Source organism: Devosia salina, assembly GCF_019504385.1.
Classification (GTDB): Bacteria; Pseudomonadota; Alphaproteobacteria; order Rhizobiales; family Devosiaceae; genus Devosia; species Devosia salina.
Genome location: NZ_CP080590.1, coordinates 2757056 through 2781023, shown reverse-complemented (window position 1 = coordinate 2781023; position 23968 = coordinate 2757056). Strand labels below are relative to the sequence as shown.

The 23968-nt window shown below is 61.0% G+C and carries 22 protein-coding genes; 9 read left to right on the top strand and 13 right to left on the bottom strand.

The genetic code is table 11. The features are described 5' to 3' along the window. Window positions 1–40: 40 nt before the first annotated feature. From queF to K1X15_RS13530, 7 genes are all read right to left on the bottom strand, one after another. Window positions 41–502 carry a preQ(1) synthase gene (gene queF / locus K1X15_RS13560; RefSeq protein ID WP_220304152.1) on the bottom strand — a complete coding sequence of 154 codons (462 nt, stop codon included), beginning with the start codon at window positions 500–502 and terminating at the stop codon, window positions 41–43. After that, window positions 499–1077 carry a VUT family protein gene (locus K1X15_RS13555; RefSeq protein WP_220304151.1) on the bottom strand — a complete coding sequence of 193 codons (579 nt, stop codon included), beginning with the start codon at window positions 1075–1077 and terminating at the stop codon, window positions 499–501. The genes queF and K1X15_RS13555 overlap by 4 nt, the downstream gene beginning before the upstream one ends. A gap of 176 nt (window positions 1078–1253) precedes the next feature. Further along, window positions 1254–1625: a hypothetical protein gene (locus K1X15_RS13550; RefSeq protein ID WP_220304150.1), complete on the bottom strand. Its 372-nt coding sequence runs from the start codon at window positions 1623–1625 to the stop codon at window positions 1254–1256. Between the two features lie 152 nt (window positions 1626–1777). Next, complete coding sequence (locus tag K1X15_RS13545) at window positions 1778–2122, bottom strand: hypothetical protein (protein WP_220304149.1); 345 nt, start codon at window positions 2120–2122, stop codon at window positions 1778–1780. Beyond that, on the bottom strand, window positions 2122–3222 hold the full coding sequence (locus K1X15_RS13540; protein WP_220304148.1) for an IS5 family transposase: 1101 nt from the start codon (window positions 3220–3222) through the stop codon (window positions 2122–2124). The genes K1X15_RS13545 and K1X15_RS13540 overlap by 1 nt, the downstream gene beginning before the upstream one ends. Window positions 3223–3312: 90 nt before the next feature. Then, window positions 3313–5508: a putative bifunctional diguanylate cyclase/phosphodiesterase gene (locus tag K1X15_RS13535; RefSeq protein ID WP_220304147.1), complete on the bottom strand. Its 2196-nt coding sequence runs from the start codon at window positions 5506–5508 to the stop codon at window positions 3313–3315. 100 nt (window positions 5509–5608) lie between these two features. After that, entirely contained in the window at window positions 5609–5890 is a 282-nt protein-coding gene (locus K1X15_RS13530) for a hypothetical protein (protein ID WP_220304146.1), read from the bottom strand. Between the two features lie 326 nt (window positions 5891–6216). On the opposite strand from K1X15_RS13530, the gene K1X15_RS13525 reads away from it, so the two are divergent. Next, on the top strand, window positions 6217–8538 hold the full coding sequence (locus tag K1X15_RS13525; RefSeq protein WP_220304145.1) for a S8 family peptidase: 2322 nt from the start codon (window positions 6217–6219) through the stop codon (window positions 8536–8538). Window positions 8539–8749: 211 nt separating this feature from the next. Here K1X15_RS13525 and K1X15_RS21640 read toward each other — a convergent pair whose 3' ends face one another. The 4 genes from K1X15_RS21640 to K1X15_RS13505 all read right to left on the bottom strand — a co-directional run bounded on the left by K1X15_RS21640 (window position 8750) and on the right by K1X15_RS13505 (window position 13495). Beyond that, window positions 8750–9109, bottom strand: coding sequence for a flagellar biosynthesis repressor FlbT (locus tag K1X15_RS21640; RefSeq protein ID WP_220304144.1), 360 nt, complete (start codon window positions 9107–9109; stop codon window positions 8750–8752). Window positions 9110–9165: 56 nt separating this feature from the next. Further along, complete coding sequence (locus tag K1X15_RS13515) at window positions 9166–10599, bottom strand: flagellin N-terminal helical domain-containing protein (RefSeq protein ID WP_220304143.1); 1434 nt, start codon at window positions 10597–10599, stop codon at window positions 9166–9168. A gap of 336 nt (window positions 10600–10935) precedes the next feature. Beyond that, window positions 10936–11313: a site-specific integrase gene (locus K1X15_RS13510; protein ID WP_220304142.1), complete on the bottom strand. Its 378-nt coding sequence runs from the start codon at window positions 11311–11313 to the stop codon at window positions 10936–10938. A 346-nt stretch (window positions 11314–11659) separates the two neighbouring features. After that, entirely contained in the window at window positions 11660–13495 is a 1836-nt protein-coding gene (locus K1X15_RS13505; RefSeq protein ID WP_104894141.1) for a sigma-54-dependent Fis family transcriptional regulator, read from the bottom strand. Between the two features lie 204 nt (window positions 13496–13699). On the opposite strand from K1X15_RS13505, the gene adh reads away from it, so the two are divergent. The 4 genes from adh (at window position 13700) to K1X15_RS13485 (ending at window position 18152) form a co-directional block, all read left to right on the top strand. Beyond that, complete coding sequence (gene adh / locus K1X15_RS13500; RefSeq protein ID WP_090597854.1) at window positions 13700–15220, top strand: aldehyde dehydrogenase; 1521 nt, start codon at window positions 13700–13702, stop codon at window positions 15218–15220. Window positions 15221–15350: 130 nt separating this feature from the next. Next, window positions 15351–15749 (top strand): DUF779 domain-containing protein, encoded by a 399-nt coding sequence (locus K1X15_RS13495; RefSeq protein WP_090597856.1) that lies wholly within the window; start codon window positions 15351–15353, stop codon window positions 15747–15749. Window positions 15750–16040: 291 nt separating this feature from the next. Then, window positions 16041–16946: a tyrosine-type recombinase/integrase gene (locus K1X15_RS13490; RefSeq protein WP_240549492.1), complete on the top strand. Its 906-nt coding sequence runs from the start codon at window positions 16041–16043 to the stop codon at window positions 16944–16946. Between the two features lie 3 nt (window positions 16947–16949). Beyond that, window positions 16950–18152, top strand: a complete 1203-nt coding sequence (locus K1X15_RS13485; protein ID WP_220304141.1) for an IS91 family transposase — start codon at window positions 16950–16952, stop codon at window positions 18150–18152. A gap of 824 nt (window positions 18153–18976) precedes the next feature. Here K1X15_RS13485 and K1X15_RS13480 read toward each other — a convergent pair. Both K1X15_RS13480 and K1X15_RS13475 read right to left on the bottom strand, forming a co-directional pair. Continuing rightward, window positions 18977–19894, bottom strand: a complete 918-nt coding sequence (locus tag K1X15_RS13480) for an NAD(P)-dependent oxidoreductase (protein WP_220304140.1) — start codon at window positions 19892–19894, stop codon at window positions 18977–18979. Next, window positions 19891–20679: an IclR family transcriptional regulator gene (locus K1X15_RS13475; RefSeq protein WP_220304139.1), complete on the bottom strand. Its 789-nt coding sequence runs from the start codon at window positions 20677–20679 to the stop codon at window positions 19891–19893. Before K1X15_RS13475 ends, K1X15_RS13480 begins: the two co-directional genes overlap by 4 nt. 297 nt (window positions 20680–20976) lie before the next feature. Here K1X15_RS13475 and K1X15_RS13470 point away from each other — a divergent pair, with 297 nt between their 5' ends. From K1X15_RS13470 to K1X15_RS13455, 4 genes are all read left to right on the top strand, one after another. Beyond that, entirely contained in the window at window positions 20977–21780 is an 804-nt protein-coding gene (locus K1X15_RS13470; protein ID WP_220304138.1) for a transporter substrate-binding domain-containing protein, read from the top strand. Between the two features lie 69 nt (window positions 21781–21849). Then, the gene (locus K1X15_RS13465) at window positions 21850–22533 is read left to right on the top strand and encodes an amino acid ABC transporter permease (RefSeq protein ID WP_220304137.1); all 684 of its coding nucleotides are present in this window, start codon (window positions 21850–21852) and stop codon (window positions 22531–22533) included. A 7-nt stretch (window positions 22534–22540) separates the two neighbouring features. Further along, complete coding sequence (locus tag K1X15_RS13460) at window positions 22541–23188, top strand: amino acid ABC transporter permease (protein ID WP_220304136.1); 648 nt, start codon at window positions 22541–22543, stop codon at window positions 23186–23188. Next, window positions 23172–23966: an amino acid ABC transporter ATP-binding protein gene (locus K1X15_RS13455; RefSeq protein ID WP_220304135.1), complete on the top strand. Its 795-nt coding sequence runs from the start codon at window positions 23172–23174 to the stop codon at window positions 23964–23966. Before K1X15_RS13460 ends, K1X15_RS13455 begins: the two co-directional genes overlap by 17 nt. The last annotated feature ends 2 nt before the right edge of the window (window positions 23967–23968 follow it).

The following is a 23968-nucleotide window of genomic DNA, read 5'->3' as shown; positions in this document are numbered from 1 at the left end:
GTTGCACGCTCGCATTGGTTGGCGCACGAACAAACTGAACCTAGCCACGGCCGCGATAGCTGGGGACGCCAGTGTCTGGTAGCCAGAGATGGCTCGGCGGAGTCCCGGTCTGCCAGAAGACGTCAATCGGGATGCCGCCGCGCGGATACCAGTAGCCGGCAATTCTGAGCCAGCGCGGCTCGAGCAGGCCCACCAAACGACGCCCGATCCCGACTGTGCAATCTTCATGGAAGGCCCCGTGATTGCGGAAAGCCGTCAAATAGAGCTTGAGGGATTTTGACTCTACCAGCCACCTGTCCGGAACGTAGTCAATGACCAGGTGGGCAAAATCCGGTTGACCTGTGACCGGGCAAATTGACGTGAATTCAGGCGCGGTGAAACGGGTCAGATAATCGGTATCCTCGTGAGGATTGGGCACGCGTTCCAAAACGGCCGTCGTGGGGTCAGTGGGTGCCGGAATGTCGCGCCCAAGCTGGCTCAGGCCAAGATGCTGCTCGCTCATGCCTGTGCTCCCTCAATGGGAGCCGCCGACGTGCGGCGTGTCTGCAACAGATGAAGCAGCGGCAACGCAAGTACCACCATCCAGCCTTTGCCCACAACCTGACCCCACATCAAGTCTGTGCTGCCAAATGCCAGTTGCAGAAAGATCAGCGTATCCACAAAGAGCCCGACGATGCTCGAGGTGAACACGGCGAGAAGCAAGCCGCGACGCCGCAAGGGCGTGAATACCGCCATGTCTGCCAGTTCGGACACCAGAAATGCTGCGGTCGACGCAATCACCAGGGCGGGCGGCGCTATCGTGGCTGAGATGGCTGCACCAGCGATGATGGCGGCGATGGCCCAGATTGCGCCAAGACGCTGTTGCACAAAATCCCGGAGGACAAATGCAAGGCCGGCCACCAGCACACCGCTGGGCGCCAAGAGGCCGGGCGCCACTGGCACAAGACAAGGGCCATCCGGAACGCAGACGGTTCCAACATTGCCAATCATCCAGTTGGCCAGCGGCACTGTCAGGGTGAAGGCAGCAATAAGGGCTATGCCCTCGACCTTCCAACGAAGGTCAGGCGTATTTGACATGGTTTTCTCCTGCTTTCAGGCAACACAGACCTGAGCGGAGCTTTCATTGCGGGAATTGGCGGTTCTTCGCAAGGGCCGAGCCCCGGTGTACCACCTGGCACCGGAGCTCGCTGACCAACTGGAAAACTTCGGAAAAGGAGCGATGCAACGCTCGCTGATCCTATATCTTATCGGACTTAGGGACGCACGCCCCCTTTTCCGCCAGCATTTTCACTGCCGGAATTGCCGCGGTCCTCATTGTCGTTGCGCCGTTCGTGAGCAGCCTCGACTGCGCCGTTGCTTTTGTCGTTCGCGTGCGCCAGTGCAGCTTCTCGATTGTTGCCCGGCAGTTTGGCAGCGGTCGCCACCGGGTTGGCGCTAACCGTGTCCTCTTCGTCAGCGACTTCGTCGCCAAGGCTTCCGTCGGGTTCGCAGCCCTCTACGTCTTCAAGGCCAAAGGCTTGAAACAGCGTGGTCGGCGCGCATTCGTCAGTGATCAGCTCTTCCTGTGCAAAGACAGGTGCGGACAGGAAGCTGATAGCAAGCAGTACAGTGGGAAGGCGGATCATATGAAACAACTCCAGATCGTGTTCGTTCGACAGATACCGGCAACAGCTAAATCAAACGTGCCGATATAGAGAAAATTGCATTCGGTTTGGACAGCGGTAGGCCAATAGGCCTGCCTTGGGGATAAAGGGTGTCTAGCAGGCTGTTGAAGAAGTCAGTCGGGTTCGCAGACGAAGCCTGAGTGATCGGCGTTGTGGATGAAGAAGTGGCCAACCAGGCGGCCCGCCGTGCCGATGATGACCCATCCGCGGCCGCAGGCTGGGTCGTTGTCGTCGTAGCCCTGCCATGAGAACTCGGCGCAGGCTGCGCCGTCGCGGGCGCCATAGCGAACGTCGAGGAAGCCCTTGAGCGCGCCGAAGGCGATTTCGCCGCCGGCCGCGCCCTCAAAAGTGAGGTGCGCTTGTTCGACGAGATCGAGGACGTCGTTGTCCCAGACATCCATCTCGACGATGCGCCAGCGGCCGGCGAAGGCCTTCGCGAAGGCGGGCACCTTTGCCATCAGCCGGTCTCCGCAATCAGCTTTGGCAGCCGCACCAGATTGTAGGCGGCGGCAGCGAAGGTGAAGGCCCAGCCAACCCGTTCGAGCCCCTTGAACCTGGTCTTGCGCTGGCCGGCCACGGTCTTGATCCAGCCGAAGGCTTCTTCGATCCGCTTGCGGATGCGCAGGCTCACGGCGTAGCCGGAATGGCGCGCCGTGCGTCCATCGATCGCGGAGCGGCGGCCGCTGATGTTCCGAGCCACATGCGGCGTCACCTGCATCGAGCGCAGCTCGTTGACGAAGTCCTCGGCGTCATAGCCCTTGTCGGCGCCAAGCGTGATGGCCCGCGGCCGATCGGCATGGGGTTCGATCATGTGCAGCGCCGCCACTCGTTCGGCATGGCCGTCCGCCCGCGTCAGGCAGGCATCGACCAAAAGCCCGTGGCGGTTCTCCATCAACCCGTGTCCCATGAAGCAGAGCTTGGCCTCCTTGCCCGCACCCTTCTTGTACAGCCGGGCTTGTGGATCGGTGCTCGAGGCGTGCGTGGCGTTCGACCGCTTCTGGCCATGAAAGCTCGCATCCGGATTGCGCCCGCCACCGCTCGTGGGCGGCTCATCCGCATTGTCCTCCGGGCTCTTGGGCCGGACACTCTTCATCGACGCCCACACCTCGATCAGCGTGCCGTCGACCGAGAAGTGTTCCGTGGATAGCAGCTTCTTGACCGGGGGCTGCGCCAGAACCGCTGCCAGGAACTTCGCCGCGATATCGCCCTCGAGCAGTCGGTCGCGATTCTTCGAGAAACTCGAATGGTCCCAGACAACATCGTCGATCCCCAGGCCCACGAACCAGCGGAACAGCAGGTCAAACTCCAGCCGTTCCATCAACTGGCGCTCCGAACGGATCGAGTAGAATGCCTGCAGCAGCATAGCCCGCAGCAGCTTCTCGGGCGCGATCGAGGGCCGCCCCAGACCCGAATACAGCGAAGAAAACTCACCTTCTAGCGCCGACAGCGCCTCGTTCACCAGCCGGCGGATCGTGCGCAGCGGGTGATCCTTCCGCACCCGCGTCTCCAGATCCACATAGCTGAACAAGGCACCAGTTCTCTCGTCCGATCCCCGCAATCCCGCCTCCCCAAATCAGCCGAGACCATTGAATCACGCAACAAGCGATCAGACGAGAGACTTCTTCAACAGCCTGCTAGAGCTGATGGGTCAGGCCGACTGACGCGTTGCATCGCGCAGCAAATCTGTCAGGGCTTCGGCCGGCATGGGTCTAGAGAGCAGATAGCCTTGCAACTGGCCGCATCCCAGTTTCTCCAACAAACCGCGTTGTCCCACGGTCTCGACACCTTCGGCCGTCACAGTCATGTTCATCGCCTTTGCCAGATCAATGATCGCGCGAACAATGCTGTCCACCTCCGTGTCGCGTCCCAGTTGGGCGACGAAGGACTGGTCGATCTTGAGCTTATCCACCCCATAGGTGCGCAAGTAGCTGATCGAGGAGTAACCGGTTCCGAAATCATCTAGGGCAATCCGAATACCTCCGGCCCGAAGCGTGCGAAGCGTCTGCTGAATGCCAGGAGAATTCTGGAGCAGCAGTCCTTCGGTTATTTCGATCTCGAGCCTTTGGGGCGGCAGGCCTATCTCCTCCAGCATTGCGAAAACGTGTTGCGCAAAGCGGTCGTCTCGAAATTGGACCGGAGAGACATTGACCGCCACCCAGGGTATATCGGAGGTCAGGGCATAGGTGCCCGCAGTGCGCAAAACCCACAATCCAAGCTGATTGATGAGCCCTCTTTCCTCGGCAAGCCCGATAAACTTGTCTGGCGAAAGTCTTCCCCTTGATGTGTGTTCCCAGCGGACCAAAGCCTCCGCGCCTAGGATACTCCCAGTCACGGTGTCATAAATGGGTTGGTAGGCGAGCGTGAGACCGGTACCACCATTGAGCGCTTCACGCAGGTCCTGTTCCAGGGCGCGGCGGTCGCGAACGGCATTGTCTAGCTCACCGGCAAAAACCTGTAAGCGTCCCCGACCGTTCGCCTTGGCCTCATAAAGAGCGATATCAGCCTGCCTGATCAGGTCATCGGGATCCTGATTGACATCCTCAGAGTAAGCGATGCCGACACTGCATCCGGTCCGCACTTCATGATCCAGGAGATCGAAAGGGCGTTCCATTTCGTCGACGATCCGCTGACCGAGGCCAACGGCGTCATCGCTTTTCTCGACCGCGACCTGCAGTACCGCAAACTCGTCGCCGCCAATCCGCGCAACCGTATCAACCTCACTGACCAGGTCGGTCAGCCGAGATCCGACCTGCCGGATCAGTTCGTCCCCGACCGGGTGCCCGAGCGTGTCGTTCACATACTTGAACCTGTCCAGATCAATAGATAGCAGTGCCAGACGAGCGCCTGACCGCTTCCGGTTTGCGATTGCACGGTTGAGCCGGTCTTCGAACAGAAAGCGGTTGGGGATACGGGCAAGTTGATCATGGAATGCCAGATAGTTTGCCTCGGCCTCGCTCAGTCTCAACCTTGCTGATGTTTTGTCCAGATGACGCAGCAGCAGTGCGAACATAAAGAGCACGATGATCAGGGTTGCGCCGAGGACCGGAGCCGTTTCCCGCATGAGTTGTGTCGCAGGGCGGAAGGGCTCCCAGCTGAAATAGCCCAAGGTCTCGCCATCGCTGGCTAGAACCGGTGTGTGGGCGCGTCCGGCCTCCTGAGCGCGTTGTGATGCAAAATTTAAGTCCGCAATGCCGTATTGCTCTGCAATGGCAGCGCTGACGGACGCGTCGATCAGCTTGACGGAGACATGTAGGAACTCTTCACCCGGCCGTTGAGCCAGTTCCTCGCTGTCGTCAGGAACGACCGGTCGAATGCTGACAATGCCGACTTCTCCATCAGCCAGTCGAGCCCGCTCAACCGAACCAAGTCCAACTATCGCGTCCGTTGAATCGCTTTGGCCTGCAGAGACCATCGCCATTTCTGCTCTTAGGCGCATGACCATCGGCTCGACCACCGCACGGTCGGCGTCATAGACCCCAATCGGCCGAAGTTCCCCCAAGCTTACCGATCGCATCGGTTCGTTTCTGGGATCAAGGAGGTGGACGCGGTCGTGACCGAAATAGCTGCTGACCCACTCGGCCAGGTTGTCGGCGATCCAATCTTGATTTCCGGCGCGAAGATTCACAACGGCCTCGTTCCACACGGCGGAGGTGTCTTGCTCGAATGGAACGCGGACTTCAAGCTCGGTCAGTCCCCTGTTAATGGATCGGATTTGCCGTTGGAGGGCTCCGTCGTCGATGCGATTGGCTGCCCACCAACCCAGACCCGCAACGAGCAGCAGACCCATCGCGAAGATCAGTACAGACAGGTTTCTGAAACGGTGAATGAGGTCTAGAAATGTCACAAGAAGAAATCCTGTCGAGCGCCGTTGGCGACATCATCCACAAACAACCGTAAACGGTTCGGTGGGCATGATGGTTAACAGCGCCTGTCGGTGGGTAAGATTAAGCAGTACTCGCTCTCTGCGAAGATGCCTCGGCTGATTGTGGTTGGTCTCGCTCAGAATCGATCTTGTCAATCAGCGCCTGAAACTGCGCGATGAGGGCGAGGATGTCGGGCGCGTGCCGCGGATCTTCCAGGGCGAGGGCCCCGAGCACGGCGACCTCCAAATGCAGATAGCGAATGACTTCGTCGGGCCTGGTCGACACGACGGCCATCCAGCCCCACCCTGAGAGCGTTTTCCGGGCGCGCTCGATGCGTTGTTCCGGTGTTTCGATCTCATTCATGGGCTTTGACGGGGACCTGGTAGGCGTTGAAGGCGCAAGACGGGAGGCATGCCCGTCCACGCTGCGTAATCTCTGGGAATTAATGCGAAGCTGGATTGCCCGAACAATTTTATTAGAACAGTAGCGGTCCGTCCGAGTGCTGAATGGATGCGGGCTCGCATTGCCATACAGGAAATGCGGGCTGACGCTGCCGATCGAAATCGTGATCAATTTCATAACGAGAAAGGGTGCCGGGCCCAGCAAAAATGCTGCATAAATCTCGCGGCTAGATTTACTCCCTTGGGAGGATTCGGCCCCGCCCCAGCTTAATCCTCGGACGCATACGCGTGAAAATTTATGACTTGGCCAGGATGCTGGCAATGGCGCTCCCCGTGCTCGTGGCCGCGTGTTCCGGCGGTACATCTGTTCCTCCTGCGGACGAGGTGTCTCATGCGCCAGCTCCGCCGAATACCGTTTTCTCCCCCGCACCAAGTGCCGGATGGGCTGGTGCGTCGGTCACTTTCAATTCGACGCAGGCTGCTGTCATTTCCGCCTCAAGCGAATTCCGCGCCGTGGATGCCAGTTGCGCGACAGTTATCTGTGGCATCACCGCGACTGGCACACAGTCCAGTCCGTTTCAGTTACATAACGTTCATTGGGCTCATTCGGCCGGTCTGACGGGCACAGGGACCGTGGTGGCTATTGTCGACGATGGTTTTCGACTGACCCATCGCGAATTCGACGGGAAAACCATCAACCAAACTGGAACGCTACCGATCGAGGGCCACGGAACCTTCGTCGCATCACTGGCAGCAGCAAACAAAGATGGCTTGGGCATGCACGGCGTAGCGCCCGGCGCCGATCTACACCTGACTTCTTTCCAACCGACCGGGTCGGGCTTCAGCATTGCCAATGTCACAGCTGGTACTTTGGATGCAGCCGGTCTCGACGCAGTGGTTCAGAACAATTCATGGGGTTTCAACGTCTCGGCGCAAAACCTGAAAACCTTCCTCGCTGCCAATCCCGGTGCCTCGGTGGCCCAGGGCATGGATGCGATGGTTGGTTACGGTTCGGGTAACTGGCAAAACTATATCAATGCGCTCGACAGTTTTCAGAACAACGGTGTCGTGGTCTGGGCGCTGTCCAATGATAACAGCATGACATCTGGCGATGTCATGGCCGCCTTGCCCCATTTCGAAACCCGCCTTGCTGAATCTTGGATCGCGGCAGCAAACGGCTATTTCGAGGTGAATGGCAGTGGCGACATCACCCGTGCGGTCCGGCTCTCGGCGGCCTGCGGGCTGGCAGCCCAATTCTGCATTGCCGGCGACGGTATTGCCACAGGTGCCTGGGACACCAGCGATACCAGCTATGCGAGTGGATTTGGCACTTCGTTCGTCGCGCCCCAGGTCGCGGGCGCCGTGGCCTTGCTGGCAGAGGCCTTTCCTGACATGACCCCTTCCGAATGGGCGCAGCGTCTACTCGCCAGTGCCGACAACAGCTGGTTTGACGCTGAAGGCGTGCCGGTTGCCGGCACGATGGACTATGGTAATGGCGTTATCCATGCCTATTCGACCGAATGGGGGCACGGGGTCATGGACATCAAGGCTGCCCTGAGCCCCATCGGCTCGGTATCAGTGCTCAGCGGCGCCAGCGTCACCAGCGCCGAGAGACACAGTCTTGCACAAAGCACCCTCGTCGCGCCTTCAAGCTTTGGCGACTCGCTAAACCTCGCACTGGCGCCCCAACAGATGGCGGTGTTCGATGCCCTTAATCGTGCCTTTCCAGTTTCAGCGGTGTCCGCCGTTGCGACGCCGCCCGCAGCCATGCTGCCGCACCTTCCGGGCCAGGCCAGCCTCGACCAGAGCGGGGAAGGGCTGAACCTTTTGCATACTGGCAACCTCGCGGGTGCCGTGGGCGGTTTCTCGGGAAATGGCGGTAGGGCTTCAGTCCTTTCCATGGCCGGCGAGAGCCTGCTCATCGCTTCAACGACTCCAGTTGGGTCGGTGGCCGAGTTGACCACCTTTGGGTTCACTGCCGAGCATGGTGCCGTGGAAAATGGCAATCTGGCAGGTGGTGGCATCACCCTGTCCCTGCCTGCCGGAAATGGCACGGTTCGCATTGGGGCGACTTTCGCCAGCGAGCAGGGCGCTCTCATGGGCCTTGATGGTGGCACCGCCTTCGATTTCGGCACGGGTAGCACTATCGGGGCGGTCAATCTGGGCCTTGAACAACAAGTGGCGCCAGGTCTTTCCTTGTTCAGTCGCTTCGAGTATGGCGCTGCAAGACGGCAGGGCAACGCAGGTGGCCTGGTGACAGATCTGTCGGGCCTGACCTTCTCGGGCATGGAGATCGGTGCCAGCTTCTCCGACACCATCAGAGACGGCGACCGCTTGACGCTATCGGTCTCACAGCCCTTGCGCATCGAGACGGGAACACTGGAGATGAACCGTCCCGTGGCCCGGCTTGCCGACGGTAGGATCGTCAATGAAGCCTCGAGCGCCGATCTCAACTCCTCAGGCAGGCAGCTCGACCTCGGCCTCACCTACCAGGCCAGCCTTCCCAACAGTGCTTCATTCAGTTTCGGGCTAAAACACGCTGTCAGCGCCGGGCATGTCGCAGGACAAAGCGGCTCCGGGGTTATGCTTGGGTACCGGCAGGGGTTTTGAAACCAAACTGGTAGAGCCGGGGCAACCGAGTTAATCCAAGGCGGCCGCTTAAATTATTTACCTTGTTGAACTGAAACTGGGTACCGTCTGCTCCACCGCAGCCAGATGTTTTGGGAGGATATCGAAGCACTGGTCGCGCTTCTCTGACAGATCGCCTCAATGAAGAAAAAGATGTTAGGCGGATCAAAAAGCGCCTGGGTGGTTTCCGATCTCACCGCGCCTCAATCTTCAGGACGTCCTTCAAAACCCTTATTGCCTTGTAAAGCTCGCCTTGCGAAACAAGTTTCATAGCGCTTGATATGCTAACTGAGTTTTCCCAAGTAGTACTGAGATAAACGTGAAAGATACTACTGACGGAATATTGTTCTGGAACGAGATAGTGCATCTGGACAGCATGCATGAGGCTTAGGAGGGGCGTCGTTGCTTGCTCTTGATGGATGAAGTCATTCTCTCTAATTACGGGCAGTGTTCCGTCAATTATGATTGTAGAGCGCTCATCGGACGCTACGGTCAGAATAGAGTTCCCGACATATACTTTCTCGCCAGAACGCAAATCGATTTTAAGCGACATAGCTTATAGCCAAAGGTTTGTGCGGAGGCAGGTCGCCGCCTCCGCACCTATTTGAACTAGCGGATGAGCTGCAGGATCGACTGGTCGGCCTGGCTGGCCAGGGACAGCGAGTTCTGCGACAGGGACTGACGGGTCTGCAGCGCCAGCAGGTTCGCCGCTTCCGTGTTCATGTCGGCCAGGGTCAGGTTGCCGGCACCGTCTTCGAGGGTGTTGATCATCGAGTCGGTGAAGGTCTGGCGGTTTTCAACGATCGACAGGTTCGAACCGAAGGTCGAAGCCTGCGACCGCACTTCATTTAGGGCGGACTTGAGCTTGGCCAGTTCGGCGTCGATATTGGTGTCGCTGTCCAGGTCCTTGGCCTCCATTGTGGTGGAGACGCCAAGGTTCGCTGAGTTGATGGTCTCGCCATCCTTGGTCTGGATGTCGATGGACGACGTGCCGGTCTCGTTGAAGGTGATGGCCAGCTTGTCGCCGCGCAACAGGTTGATACCGTTGAAGGTGGCATCGTCTGCGAGCTTGTCGAGCTGGTCGCGCAGTTCGTTGAACTGGTCGGCCAGACCGGCGCGGACGGAGTTGCCGGCAATGCTGGCAGTGCCGATTGTAGAAGTGCCGTCGATGGCCCCCGAGGAAGACACGCCGCCAACGTCTAGTTTCTGGGTCGACTGGTTCTCGATCCGCAGTTTGCCATTGTCGTTGGAAGCGCGAATCTTGCCTTCAAGGCTGGCATTCGCGTTGATCTGCGAGACCAGTTCGTCGGCCGTCTTGTTGACGGTGGCGTCAGTGCCGAAGGCAAGGACTGCCGCGCCGCCTGTAACAGTGCCTTCCGCAATTGTGAGCGCTGCGTTCGACTGGCTGGTCAGCTTGAGGACGCCGTCCTCAACAGTAGCCACTGTGTCCTGGCCGGCAGCTTCGGTGGCCGTATTGATCTTGGAGGCGATGGTCTCGAGCGTGTCACCTGTGTTGAGCGTAATGTCGGCAGTAATGGTGCCGTCAGCGGCACCGTTGTCGATGGTGAACTGCTTGCCGTCGTCGGCAGCTTCGACAGGGCCGGTAAAGCTGGAAACTTTCTCGGTCTTGACGGTGCCGACATCGACAGCAGTGGAGCCAACCGCGCCACCCTGGAAGGAGATTTTGTCGCCGGCGGCGGCAACGGTGTCCATGGTATAAGACGCGGTCTGGAAGGACTTGTCCTGACGGGCCTGACGCAGGGTCGACTGCATCGATTCCAGCGTCTTGGTCATGGCGCTGAGGCCATTGTCGGCGGCTTCAAGCGTCTTGACGCCATTGGCCATGGAGTCCAGCAGCGAACCGAGGTCGGAAGCGCGGTTGGTGAGGCCCTTGGCGGTGAACCAGCTTGAGGGATTGTCCAGAGCCGAGTTGACCTTGTTACCGGTCGCAAGGCGGTTCTGGGTGGAGGCCATCATGTCGGCAGTGCCCTTGAGGGACAGCAGGTTCGAGCGGACGGCTTTGGACAGAGAAATATCAGACATTTACTATTTCCTTCTGGTGTCTTACGCGTTCTCATTCTTGAGGAACGGAGCGACAATGCCCGTGCCGAACTAACAAGCAATTAAACAGCTCGCTAAAATTTCTCATGCGACTTCCAGTTGATTGCGATCGCGCCGGTTTAGGCCATCGATTTGTCTCCATTTTGTCTTCTTGCGCGCGCTGAACCCACGGGGATCCGCCAACAGGTCAGTGCTGGTGTTCGGGAGGCGCGATCAGGATCAGTTTGACCCGATCGGTACCTTCGACATAGGCGTCATGCCTTGGCGGGATCTCGAAGAAGTCGCCCGATCTGATGTGAGTTTCTTTGCCCGTGTCCATCATGCGGACGACGAGATGGCCAGGCGCGCCACCTCGTCGCGGCTCAGCACCACTGGCAAATTGCGGGGACGGCTCACGCGCACCAGCTTGCGCGCCAGATCGGGCCGATCCAGGGTATTGGTGAAGAAGAACCGCAGCGCCGAGACCACGCTGTTCATGGTGGGCACCGGAACGCCGGCTTCACTCTGGGCCAGCTGAAACTGGCGCACATCCTCGGTGGTCGCGGTATCCGGTGGCCGCCGCAGGAAGCTGGCGAAGCGCCCCACATCACGGATGTAGTTGCGCTGGGTCGCCACCGAGAAGTGGCGCATGTTCATATCGTCGATCAGCTTCTGGCGCAGCGGGCTGACAGGGGTGTTGGGGAGTGGCGTGGTCATCGTTCGGCTCCTGGGTTGAAGGAGCCAAAAGGGAACGCCTGAACCAGGCGATCCTCAATAAAGCCGTGACGACCAATGCCTTGCCCTTATCTCACCGCGCGCACCCTCCCGCGCAGCGGGTTAGTTCATCGGCCCCATTCTTGCCGTTTGTCGATTCCTGATGAATGGCAGAATGGGGGCCGTTTGTAGCCTGTCGGCTTTCGGGCCGACCTAGTGGATTAACTGCCATTCGCTGGCCCTCGCGTTGTCACTCATGAGTGTCAAATGAAAGCCAATACGGGTCTACTGCGGCGCCCATACTGGCAAAGCCACGAGCCAACGCAGCTGTTCAATCAGCCTCTTCCAACTATTTCCAGACCAGCCGTCGGTAGAGGGTCGAGCGGTCGATGCCGAGAGCGCGCGCAGCGGCGGAAAGATTGCCGTTATTCTGGTCCACCGCGCGACGCATTGCGGCTTCGGTGAGACTGCCCAAATCGTTCTGGAACAGCAGAGGTGCCGCGGTGACCTGTTCGGTGAACTGGGGTAGATCGGCCAAAGTGATGGGCTGTTCTGGTTCACACAGCGCTGATAGGGCGCGCAGCGTCCCGGTCAGTTCGCGGAAATTGCCTGGCCATGGCTGGGCGGCGAGGCGGGCAAGCACCGGGGCGGGCAGCGGCGGATGGCCCGTCGCGAGCTGGGACCAGAGGCTCGAGACGACAGTGGCGCGATCGGGGAAATCACACAGGGCCGGCAGGCGGATGGTGAACTGGGCGATGCGGTAGTAGAGATCGGCGCGGAAGGTGCCTGCCTCGACCATGGCCTTGAGATCGCGATTGGTGGCGCAAACGGGCACGAAATCAGCCTTCTGCGCGGTGCCGCCGCCCAGTGGCACGACTTCCTTGTCCTGCAAGACGCGCAGGAGGCGCGACTGCAGCAAGAGCGGCATGTCGCCGATTTCATCGAGGAAGAGAATGCCGCCCTCGGCTTGTTGCACCAGGCCAATGGCGCCCTGCTTGCGGGCGCCGGTGAAGGCGCCGGGCTGGTAGCCGAAGAGTTCGGATTCGATCAGGCTCTCGGGCAGTGCAGCACAGTTGATGGCGACAAAGGGCTTGCCGGCGCGCTGGGTGAGGCCATGCAGGTAGCGGGCGAAGACTTCCTTGCCGGCACCGGTTTCCCCAGCGATGAGCAGGGGGATTTCGGCATTGACCAGGCGGATGGCCTTGGCGAGATCGGCGCGGGTTTCGGGAGTGAGAAAAGGCGCTGGCTCGCCCGACTTGGCGACGCGCGGCAGGGTGCCGGTGACGCGCAGCGGCGACTTGCGCGGCTCGGACACGGCGGCAAAGAAGCGCTCGCCATTGCGGGCGCGCAGTTCGCCGCGCTGTGTGGCGAGCGCCGCGGTTTCAAAGATTTCCTCGGCGGTGGACTGGCGCAGCGCCTTGCGGTCGAGCCCGACGAGATGGAGCGCGCGACGATTGCCGGCGATCAAACGCCCGCCATCAAAGACCAGAATGCCTTCGCGGGCGGTGCCCAGGAGATCAGCGGCACGGTGGAAGCGCACCACGGTCATGTCATCGAAGCCGCGGGCGAAGAAGCGATGTTCGATCTGCTCGACGGCGAGGCGCACCAGGCCCATGGCATGGGTGTGCTCAGCCGAGGCATGGCCGGAGAGATCGAGCACGCCAGCGAGCTTCCCGAAAGGGTCGAAAATGGGCGATGCGGCGCAATGCAGGATACCATGTGGTTCGAAGAAGTGTTCTCCCCCATGCACCTCGATGGCGCGACGTTCGGCGAGAGCCGTGCCGATGGCATTGGTGCCAGTGGCAGTTTCGGACCAGGTGACGCCGGGGCGGAGCGCCACTTCGGCGGCGCGGCCGGCGAATTCGGGGCTTCCCGTGGTATCGAGCACGAGGCCCTTGGCATCGGTGAGGATGACGACACTGTCGGTAAGCCGCGCTTCGGTGCGCAGCGACACCAGTTCAGAGCGCGAGAGGAGGCGTAAGGTCTCGTTCTGCTCATGCAAGGCGCGAAGCTCGGGTGCGGTGACCGGTTCGGCATGAATGACCGCCGAGGCATCGAGGCCCTGTTGTGCGCAGCGCTGCCAGGACCGCAATATGGGCGCAGGCACCAGGCCCTCAGGTAGATCGTGCCCAGAAAAGAAACGCTCGCGCGCGGCTACCAAGGCAGCATCGGACGCCTGTTGCATGGCTCTCTCCCTACCAGTTGTGGCAGTTTGCAACAGGTGTTGCATCGGCCATCGCGTCTGGTTGTTGCAAAGTGTTGCATCCGAATTCGCACCGCGTCCACCCCTGCTTGGTGCCACAAGAATTCCCTAACAGCTTCAACAGGTTGATATCATCTGGCACGCCGGTTGCAATGACGGTGGCATCCAAGAACAAGGGAGGATGCCATGAATAAACCTGAATTCGTCGGCCAGCGGACCAAGTCTCCGTACAAGGCGAAATACGGCAATTATATCGGCGGACAGTGGGTGGACGCACTCGACGGCGAGACCTTCGAGAACACCTCGCCAGTCACTGGGCAGGTGATTTGCGAAGTCGCGCGCTCCAAGGCTGCGGATGTCGAGCGGGCGCTGGATGCGGCCCATAAGGCCGCGCCGGGCTGGGGCCAAACCTCGGTGGCGCAGCGCGCGGTGATGCTCAACAAGATTGCCGATCGCATGGAAGAACATCTCGACGAGATCGCGCTGGCCGAGACCTGGGACAATGGCAAGCCAATTCGTGAGACGACTGCTGCCGATATTCCGCTGGCGATCGACCACTTCCGCTATTTCGCCGGTGCCATCCGCGCCCAAGAGGGCGGCATTTCCGAACTTGACCATGACACGGTGGCTTATCATTTCCACGAGCCCCTCGGCGTCGTGGGGCAGATCATTCCGTGGAACTTCCCTATCCTGATGGCGGTCTGGAAACTGGCGCCCGCGCTAGCGGCAGGCAATGCCGTGGTGCTCAAGCCTGCCGAGCAGACGCCGGCATCAATCCTCTTTCTCATGGAATTGATCGAAGACATCCTGCCGCCCGGCGTGGTCAATATCGTCAACGGCTTTGGCCTTGAAGCCGGCAAGCCGCTGGCCAGCTCGAACCGCATCGCCAAGATCGCCTTTACCGGCGAGACCACGACGGGCCGGCTGATCATGCAATATGCCAGCCAGAACCTGATCCCGGTGACGCTGGAACTGGGTGGCAAATCGCCGAACATCTTCTTTGCCGACGTATTGGCCGAAGACGATGATTTCTTCGACAAGGCGCTCGAGGGCTTTGCCATGTTCGCGCTCAATCAGGGCGAGGTGTGTACCTGCCCGAGCCGCGCCCTGATCCAGGAAAGCGTCTATGACCGCTTCATGGAACGGGCGATCAAGCGGGTGGAAGCCATCAAGCAGGGTTCTCCCTTCGAGATGAGCACGATGATCGGGGCCCAAGCCTCGTCCGAGCAACTCGAGAAAATTCTCTCCTATCTCGATATCGGCCGGCAGGAAGGCGCCACGGTGCTGACTGGCGGCGAGCGCAACAATCTGGGTGGCGAGTTGGCGGGTGGTTACTACGTCAAGCCGACGGTGTTTGCTGGCAACAACAAGATGCGCATTTTCCAGGAGGAAATCTTTGGCCCGGTGGTCTCGGTGACGACCTTCAAGACCGATGCCGAAGCCCTCGAGATCGCCAATGACACGCTTTATGGCCTGGGCGCCGGCGTGTGGACGCGTGATGCCAACCGGGCCTATCGCTTCGGCCGAGGCATCCAGGCGGGGCGCGTATGGACCAATTGCTATCACGCCTATCCTGCCCATGCCGCCTTTGGTGGTTACAAGCAGAGCGGCATCGGACGCGAAAACCACCGCATGATGCTTGACCACTACCAGCAGACCAAGAACATGCTGGTGAGCTACTCGCCCAAGAAGCTGGGCTTCTTCTAAGCCGCTCCTCCCTGAGCGGGCGCCCGGGGAGAGCTCCGGGCGCCAGAAATCATTCCGGCGGGAAGAGCCCTAACCCCACTCTCTCCCTGGCCACCTCCCGCTGGAATGATCGTCGAGCAAGGAACCCGCCATGACTGATCTCGTTCCGCGCGTCGTCGCCACCGACGCCGCCTTAAGTCTTATCGCCACCATCACGGCCCGCCATGGGCCGGTTATGTTTCATCAGTCCGGCGGGTGTTGTGATGGCTCGTCGCCGATGTGCTATCCTGAAGGCGAATTCATCGTCGGCGACCATGACGTCAAGATGGGTGATATCGGCAGCGCTCCCTTCTACATGTCACCCAGCCAGTTCGAATATTGGCAGCATACCCAGTTGATCATCGATGCGATTCCAGGTCGTGGCGGCATGTTCAGTCTCGATAATGGCACCGAGCGGCGGTTCCTCACGCGCTCCCGCTTGTTCACCGATGACGAGTACGCACGCCTTGGGCCAATAGCACGGCGAGGAACGCCAACACTCTTTTCCTGAAGCCTTGTCTCTTCTGCGGAGTGACTGATGCTGAAGTTTGGTCCATTGCGATTTTTTGATTTTGCATTCTCACATCAGGTGACAATCCAGGTCATGTCCGTTTTCTCGTTGATGCAATAATCCGTTGAATGACCGAAATTGGGCGCGTTGCGGATCGGCAGGTCCCGACCCCATGCACGAACCCGCTTCGCGGGAGGGTGCGCGCGGTCAGTTCAGCGTCATCGTTTAGGTCTTTGAGCGGCTGAGGTCGCAGTCGGACCATGGAGTTTCTTTCAACGAGAGGAACTCCCCATGGTTACGTCACCGACCGCCGCTCCCACCACGCCGCTCCGCCAACGCATGCAGCAGGACATGCTGATGCGCGGCCTAGGCGTCCACACCCAGCACGATTACGTGCGTCACGTCCGGCGCTTTGCCGCCTTCCTAGGGCAGAGCCCTGATGTGGCTACGGCAGATGATATCCGCCGCTACCAGCTCTTTCAGCATGAGAACGGCGTCGGCCCCTCCACGATCAATGGCGCGGTCTCGGCATTGCGCTTCCTGTTCGATGTGACGCTGAAGCGGCGGGATCTGTCGCGGGCCCTGGTGATCACCCGTTATCAGCGCCAGTTGCCCGACGTGCTCAGCATCGAGGAGGCGGCCCGGCTGCTCCAGGCGGCGCCGGGCATCAAGTACAAGGCCGCGCTCGGGGTCGCCTATGGCGCAGGCCTGCGCGTCTCTGAGGTCGCCCACCTCAAGGTCGACGATATCGACAGCGCACGAATGCTGATCCGCATAGAACAGGGCAAAGGCCGCAAGGATCGCAACGCCATGCTTTCGCCCCAGCTGCTGGAGCTGCTGCGACTGTGGTGGCGCGAAGGCAAGCAGCGGGGCGTGATGCTGCCCCATGGCTGGCTATTTCCGGGGCGCTCGCGCACCGATCCGATCTCGTCACGGCAATTGCATCGCGCGGTGCAGGAGGCGGCCGAGGTTGCCGGCATCCGCAAGAAGGTCAGCCCGCACACCTTGCGACACAGCTTTGCCACGCACCTTTTGGAGCAGGATGTCGATATCCGGGTCATCCAGGTGCTGCTCGGGCACTCCAAGCTTGAGACAACTGCGCTCTACACCAAGGTCTCGACCCGCACGATCCAGGCGGTTGCCAGTCCCCTCGACCGGCTGATGGCCCTGATGGAGGACAAGCCTCCGCCCGCCTGAGCGGTGCGCGCCACCATTGAGGTCGCCGATATCTTCCGCTCTGCCGGCCCCGCCTATCGCGCGGCCCATGCCGGGCATCTGAGCCTGGGCCAACTCAAGGTGATGTCGGCGATCGAGACCTGTCGCACTGCTGCTCTGGGCGGTCACGTCGAAGCCTGTTCTGACTGCGGGCATCAGCGGATCGCCTACAACTCCTGCCGCAACCGGCACTGTCCACGGTGCCAGGGCGCGGCAGCACGCACATGGCTCGAAGCCCAGGAGGCCAATCTCCTGCCAGTCGGCTACTTCCATGTCGTCTTCACGCTGCCCGCCCAGATCGGCGACATCGCCTTCCACAACAAGGCGCTGATCTACGATCTGCTGTTCAAGGCGGCGTCCGAGACCATGCTGACCATTGCCGCCGACCCAAAACATCTGGGCGCCCGCATCGGCATTACCGCCGTGCTCCATACCTGGGGCTCGGCCATGACCCATCATCCGCACATCCACATGATCGTGCCTGGTGGCGGCCTTACACAGGATGGGCGGTGGATCTCATCGCGCCCAGCCTTCCTGTTGCCGGTCAGGGTGCTGGGGGCGGTGTTCCGCCGGTTGTTTATGAACCGCCTGATCGAACTGCATTCCGCCGGAAAACTCGCCTTCTTCGGCAAGCTGGCAGGGCTCAGCGACCGCCGTGCCTTCCAGCGTCATCTCTCGCCGGTCCGCAGAAAACGCTGGGTGGTCTACGCCAAAGCGCCCTTTGCCGGGCCTGAGGCGGTGCTCGCTTATCTCTCCCGCTACACCCATCGTGTGGCGATCTCGAACAGCCGCCTCATCGCCTTCGACGGCAATGAGGTCACCTTCCGCTACAAGGATTATCGCCGCAGCTGCGCCAACCGGCAACGCGTCATGACCCTGGCCGCCGATGAGTTCATTCGTCGCTTCCTGATCCACGTCCTGCCGCGCGGCTTCCACCGCATCCGGCACTACGGCCTGCTCGCCGGTTCCGCTCGCAAGGAGAGCCTCGCCCAGGCCCGCGACATGCTGGAGGTGGCGCCGGCGACGGACGAACCGCCGGCCGCCGAGACCGCCCCAGACCCGTGCCCGCCTTGTCCCTGTTGCGGCGGCACCATGGTGATCATCGAGACCTTCGCGGCATGGTGCCAGCCGCGGGGCCCGCCGACCGCGCGACCTCCAACCCGGGAGACCATCCATGACCCGGCGTGATCCGCTCGTCCAAACGGCCGCGCCACATCGTGGGCCGACGGGATGGTTCGCGCCAGGCGCCACGGCGACCATCATCACGTACGCCAATCTCAGCAACACCGTCGCCGCTGAGGCTCAAAGGCTGCCCGGACGACGTTCAACAGGCAGGTGCGCCACGCCATATGCCGCCGCGCGCAGCAGGACTTCGGTCACGCCAAATCAGAAAACCCCATAGCCCAGCGCATGCGGACCGCGGGTTCCTGCATGGGTGGCTTTGCGACGCCGAACGGCATCCCAAACCCTTCACCATTACGGCCGTTCCGGGCATTCTCTCGAGATCATAAAACCAGACATTTAAATGGGGCGCTTTGCCCGGTAACGGATTGTGAAGCCGCTGTCGGGCCGAGCGTACTGGTAGCTGTGACCAGCGAGCAAAAAGCCGCGAGTGTAAAGCGACCTAGCAGGTGCCTGTATCTGAGGAGACGCAATTTGGTCTGCTGATGGCATGGCAGCGGCGGTAGTGATCCATTCAGCCAAGCAAATATCCTTGCCGACCACACTCGACGCCGCCACCGTTGGCGGCGATCGCCAATCCACAAAGGTCGGGGAGGGCAGTGGCTTGTTGTGGTGAATGGGGAGGAACGTACTGGGCGGCCTAGATCGTTCGCTTCTGATTTGGGCTCGTCAAAAGCTTTCCAGTGAAGCTAGGTTCCATAAAGCTAGCGCTTGATTTGATCGTTCTTCTCCGCGTCAATCAGGGCGATCATGTCGTCGGCTGGCTCCAAGACCCACCCCAGTGGATCGCCCATCATTCCACGTCCATCGGAATTCGCCTGAGGGCCTGCTTAACAACAGTTGCTAGGTACCTTCAGAGCCTCCAGCTTGTCGAGCACCATCCTTGCCATGGCGGACCGGGTCTCCATGGTGTTGCTGCCGGCATAGGGGGATAGCAGCAGGCGCGGCGCAGCCAAAATGGTATCGGATACCATGGGTTCGGACGCGAAAACGTCGAGGCAAGCGGCGCCAAGCCGCCCGTCGTGCAGCGCAGCGACCAGCGCCGTTTCGTCGACAATGCTTCCCCGTGCAACATTGACCACAATCCCATCCGGTCCGAGCCTGCCGAGGATATCGGCATTGATGGCATGGCGCGTGCCATCGCCCCCAGGCGCGGCAATGGCGAGCACGTCGGCCCAATCTGCAAGGTCGGCGAGGGTGGGAAAATAGGTCTCGCCGCGGCCCTGGATCATCGAGCGGTTGTGGTAGCCCACGTCCATGCCGCCCGCGGCAGCCCGCCGGCCGATCGACTGGCCGATGGCGCCGAAGCCGAAAACGCCGAGCCGCTTGCCCCAGAGCTGGCCGCTCATTGGAAATACCGCGCCCGCTCCCCAAGCTCCGGAGCGCACGAAGCGATCGGCACCGAGCAGATTGCGCGAGACAGCCAGCATCTGGGCAAAGGCCATTTCAGCGACGCCCTCGGACAGGGCACTGGCGGAGGTGAGAATCTCGATGGTGCGGTCCTGGCAAAGGCCGAGGTCAATATTGTCGGTGCCGGCGCCATAGACGACGATGGCACGCAGCTGCGGCATTGCGGCGATCACCTCGCGCGGCACGCCAGTCGACCCGCTCGTGACCACGAACTCGATACTCGAAATGCTCGCCGCCGCCAGGTCGGGTCGATAGGGAAGCACGGCAAAGCGGCTCTCCAGCTCGGACTGCATGGGTGCGAGCAGGCTGTCGAACTGCAGGACTGCCGGACGGCTCATATTTTCTCTTCCAGGCGCTGGGCCAGTTCGAACAGCGTCCTGGTGCGGAGAGCGGTCATTTCTGGGGTCACCGAGGTCTTGAGCGCGGTGAGGCTGATGGCGACCAGGCCGTCTTCGCGGTGGGCGGTGCTAGCCGTGCAGGCGATGCAGAATACTCCTGGCAGGACTTCCTCGTCGTCGGTTGAAAAGCCGTCGCGCCTGATTTCCTGCAGCCGGTCACGCAACACGCTGGGCGAGGAGATGGATTTGTCCGTCATGGTTGCCAGAGTCCTAACCCCGGCGAGCCGCGCTTCCAGCTCATGCACGGGCAGGGCGGCCAGCAGGGCCTTGCCGATGCCGGTGCAGTTGGCCGGTGTGCGGCGTCCGATTTCGGCGCGCAGGCCGAGCCGCAAGCCGCTGTTGCAGTCCTGCCGGGCGAGGTAGACGGCGTCCAGGTCGTCGCCGAGTACGGCCAACTGGACCATGGCGTCGATATTGGACGGCAGGTTGCGGCAGGCGTCATAGAATTCGCGTACCAGGTCGACGCTCGCCACATAGGCCGAGCCGAGTTGCACCAGACGTCGACCCAGCTGATAGCCATCCTCCGAGCGGCGGACCAGCTGGCCGTCGACCAGCGCATTGCACAGGTTCAGGGCGGTGGATTTGGGTATGTCGAGCGCCCGGGCGATTTCGGAAACGCCGAAGCGGTGTTGCGGCGCCGACTCCAGCAGCCCGAGTAGGCGGATCGATCGCTCGACGGCCGGTACCAGCGTTCGTTTGTCCGCGGTGTCGATGATCTCGTCCACATTCCCCTCCATCCGATCAACAGGTTGAACATTTAACGAGGAGTACGCGCCTGTTCAATGGACATTTGTTCGGGGCGGGCGGTAATGTGCCGTACTTTTTCATGGTCATTTGTGATGCGTTCAATAGACTGACCGTCATTCAGTATGTAGGTTGACAGTTATCGGAAGGTAGGCCATTGAAAAGGGCGCGCCAAGATGCTGGGTGGTTGGATCGTCGCGAGATGATGGAACCCGGCACGGGCGGCAATGCAATCGTCCCGCAAACGGACTGGCCCCGCTGGCCAGGGAGGAAGTTACGTGCAGAAATTTGTGAAGGTCGTATCCGCCGTGGCGGTCGCCACCGCGTTGTTCACCGGGCTGGCGCATGCCGACAGTGCGCTCGAACGGATCCAGGCTGCGGGCAAGGTCCGCATCGCCATGGATCTTGGCGTGCCGCCCTGGGCCTATAAGGATGCCAATCTGGAAAACACCGGGTCGGAAGTTGCCACGGCGAAGCTCCTGGCCGAGGACCTTGGGGTCGAACTCGAGATCGTGCCGACCACTGGCGCCAACCGCATCCCCTTCCTTCTCTCCAACAAGGCCGACATCGTGCTGTCGACCCTAGGCATTACCGAGGAGCGCAAGGGCATCATTCTCTATTCCATCCCCTATTCTGGCGCCAACAATGTGGTTGCCGCTCCCAAGAGCATAGAGATCAAGGGTTTTGAGGACCTCTCCGGCAAGTCCATTGCCGTGACGCGCGGCACCATGCTGGACACAGCCGTGACGGCCGGCGCGCCGGCGGACGCCAATATCGTGCGCTTCGAGGACGAGGCGACAACCATGACGGCCGTGGTGACCAATCAGGTCGATATCATCGGTCAGACCGAGTCGCTGATTGGCCAGATCAACCAGCAGAACCCCTCCAAGGATCTCGAATCCAAGTTCGTGCTGACCACTGTCTACTATGGCATTGCCATGCCGCTGGGCGACACGACCACCAAGGCCTGGCTCGACGAATGGGTCCGCACCAACCTCGCCAATGGCAAGCTGGGCGAGATCTACAAGACCTACCAGAATGCCGAAATTCCCGCCGAAATCCTCAAGGGCGAAGACCGCTAACGGTCCCATGGACTGCCGCCGGCCGCGTCTATCCCGCGTGGCCGGCATCCGTACCAGCCGAGGCGTGCAATGAGCTACCAATTCAACTTTTCGGCCGTTCTCGGCTATTGGCCGCTGGTCTGGACCGGCGTGCTGGTCACCCTGCGGCTGGCCTTCTTCTCCACCATCTTCGGCTTTACTCTCGGCACCCTGTGCGCCCTGGGGCGCACCAGCGGCTCGGCGTCGCTGCAGCGCGTGATCGCCGTCTATGTCGAGGTCATCCGCAATACACCGCTGATCATTCAGGCCTATTTCCTGATTTTCGGCCTGTCGAGCGTGGGCGTTCGCTGGCCCATCGAAGTGGGCGCGACGCTGGCTCTGGTCATCAACATCGGCGCCTATACGACCGAAATCATGCGCGCCGGCATCGAATCCGTGCGCAAGACCCAGCTGGAAGCCGCCGAATGCCTCGGTCTCAACCGCTGGCAGACCTTCATCCACATCGTGCTGCGCCCTGCCATGGAGCGCGTCTATCCCGCGCTGACCGGCCAATATGTGCTGCTGATGCTGGTGACCAGCATTCTCTCCTCGGTGGGCGTCGAAGAACTGTTCGGCATCGCCAATCGCATCCAGACCGAGACCTACCGCAACTTCGAGGTCTTCATCGTGCTGGGCTTTGCCTATCTGGTGCTGTCGCTCTTCGTGCGCTTTGTCTTTTACCTGCTCGGACTTGTCCTGTTTCCCCGCCGGCGCAAGCTCGGCACAGCGCTGTGAGGCCGCAATGAACTGGCAACAAGCCTATTTCCTGCTGCAGGGCCTCTGGGGCACGATCGTGCTCAGCCTGCTGACCTTTCTCTTCGGCGGCATCCTGGCCTTCGTGCTGGCGCTGACGCGCATCTCCCCGCTCGTGCCGCTGCGCTTTCTGGCAGCGACCTATATACAGATCATCCAGGGCATTCCCCTGCTGGTCATCATGGGCATCTGCTACTTCGGGCCCGCCATTGTCGGGGGCTATGACATGCCGGCGCTCGCCGCCGCCACCCTGGCGATGACCGTCTATTCCGCCGCCTTCCTCGCCGATATCTGGCGCAGCGCCCTCCAGGCCGTGCCCAAGCCGCAATGGGAGGCTGCCGAGTGCCTGGGCCTGACCCGTTGGCAGCGCATGCGCCAGGTGATCATTCCCCAAGCCATCCGCATCTCGACCCCACCTACCGTGGGCTTCATGGTTCAGATCATCAAGAACACGTCCATCGCATCGCTAGTCATCGGCTATTCGGAACTGGGCTACTTCGCCAAGCTGCTCAACAACTCCACCTTCCAGCCCTTCCTGTTCTTCGGCGCGGCGGCCGCGCTCTATTTCATCATCAGCTATCCGCTTTCGGTCGGAAGCCGCGTTCTCGAGAGGAAACTCAATGCCGCCAATCGTTGAGCTGAAAGACGTCCACAAGAGCTTCGGCCCGGTCGCCGTGCTCAAGGGCGTGAGCTTTTCCGTCGACAAGGGTCAGGTCGTCGCCATCATCGGCCAGAGCGGCTCGGGCAAGAGCACGGCCCTGCGCTGTCTTGACCGGCTGGAGACCATCGACTCCGGCGAACTGCGCGTCTGTGAGCAGGAACTCTCAGGCAAGGATGTCGACCTGCGCGCCCTGCGTCGCGACGTCGGCATCGTGTTCCAGAGCTATAATCTGTTTCCCCACCTGACCGTGGCCGAGAACATCATGCTGGCACCACGTAGCGTCAAGAAGATGGGTCGCAGCGAGGCGCGGCAACTGGCCGCCGACGTGCTGGGTCGGGTCGGTCTCGCCGACCGGCTCGATGCTTATCCGGAACAGCTTTCCGGCGGGCAGCAGCAGCGTGTCGCCATTGCGCGCAGCCTCGCCATGCAGCCCAAAGTCATGCTGTTCGACGAGGTGACCTCGGCGCTCGATCCCGAACTCACTGGGGAAGTGCTTAAGGTGATCGAGAAGCTGGCCGCCGACGGCATGACCATGATCCTCGTTACCCATGAGATGGAATTCGCACAGCGCGTCGCCGATCTCGTGATCTACATGCGCGACGGCAAGGTGCATGAGAGCGGGCCGCCCGACATCATGACCAATCCGTCAACGCCCGAACTGCGTCGCTTCGTCAGCGCCGGCCAGCATGCCCGTCCGCATGCCGTGGCCGACGATGCCGGCACCATTCCCGTGCTTGGCACCCCGGCGGAATGAGC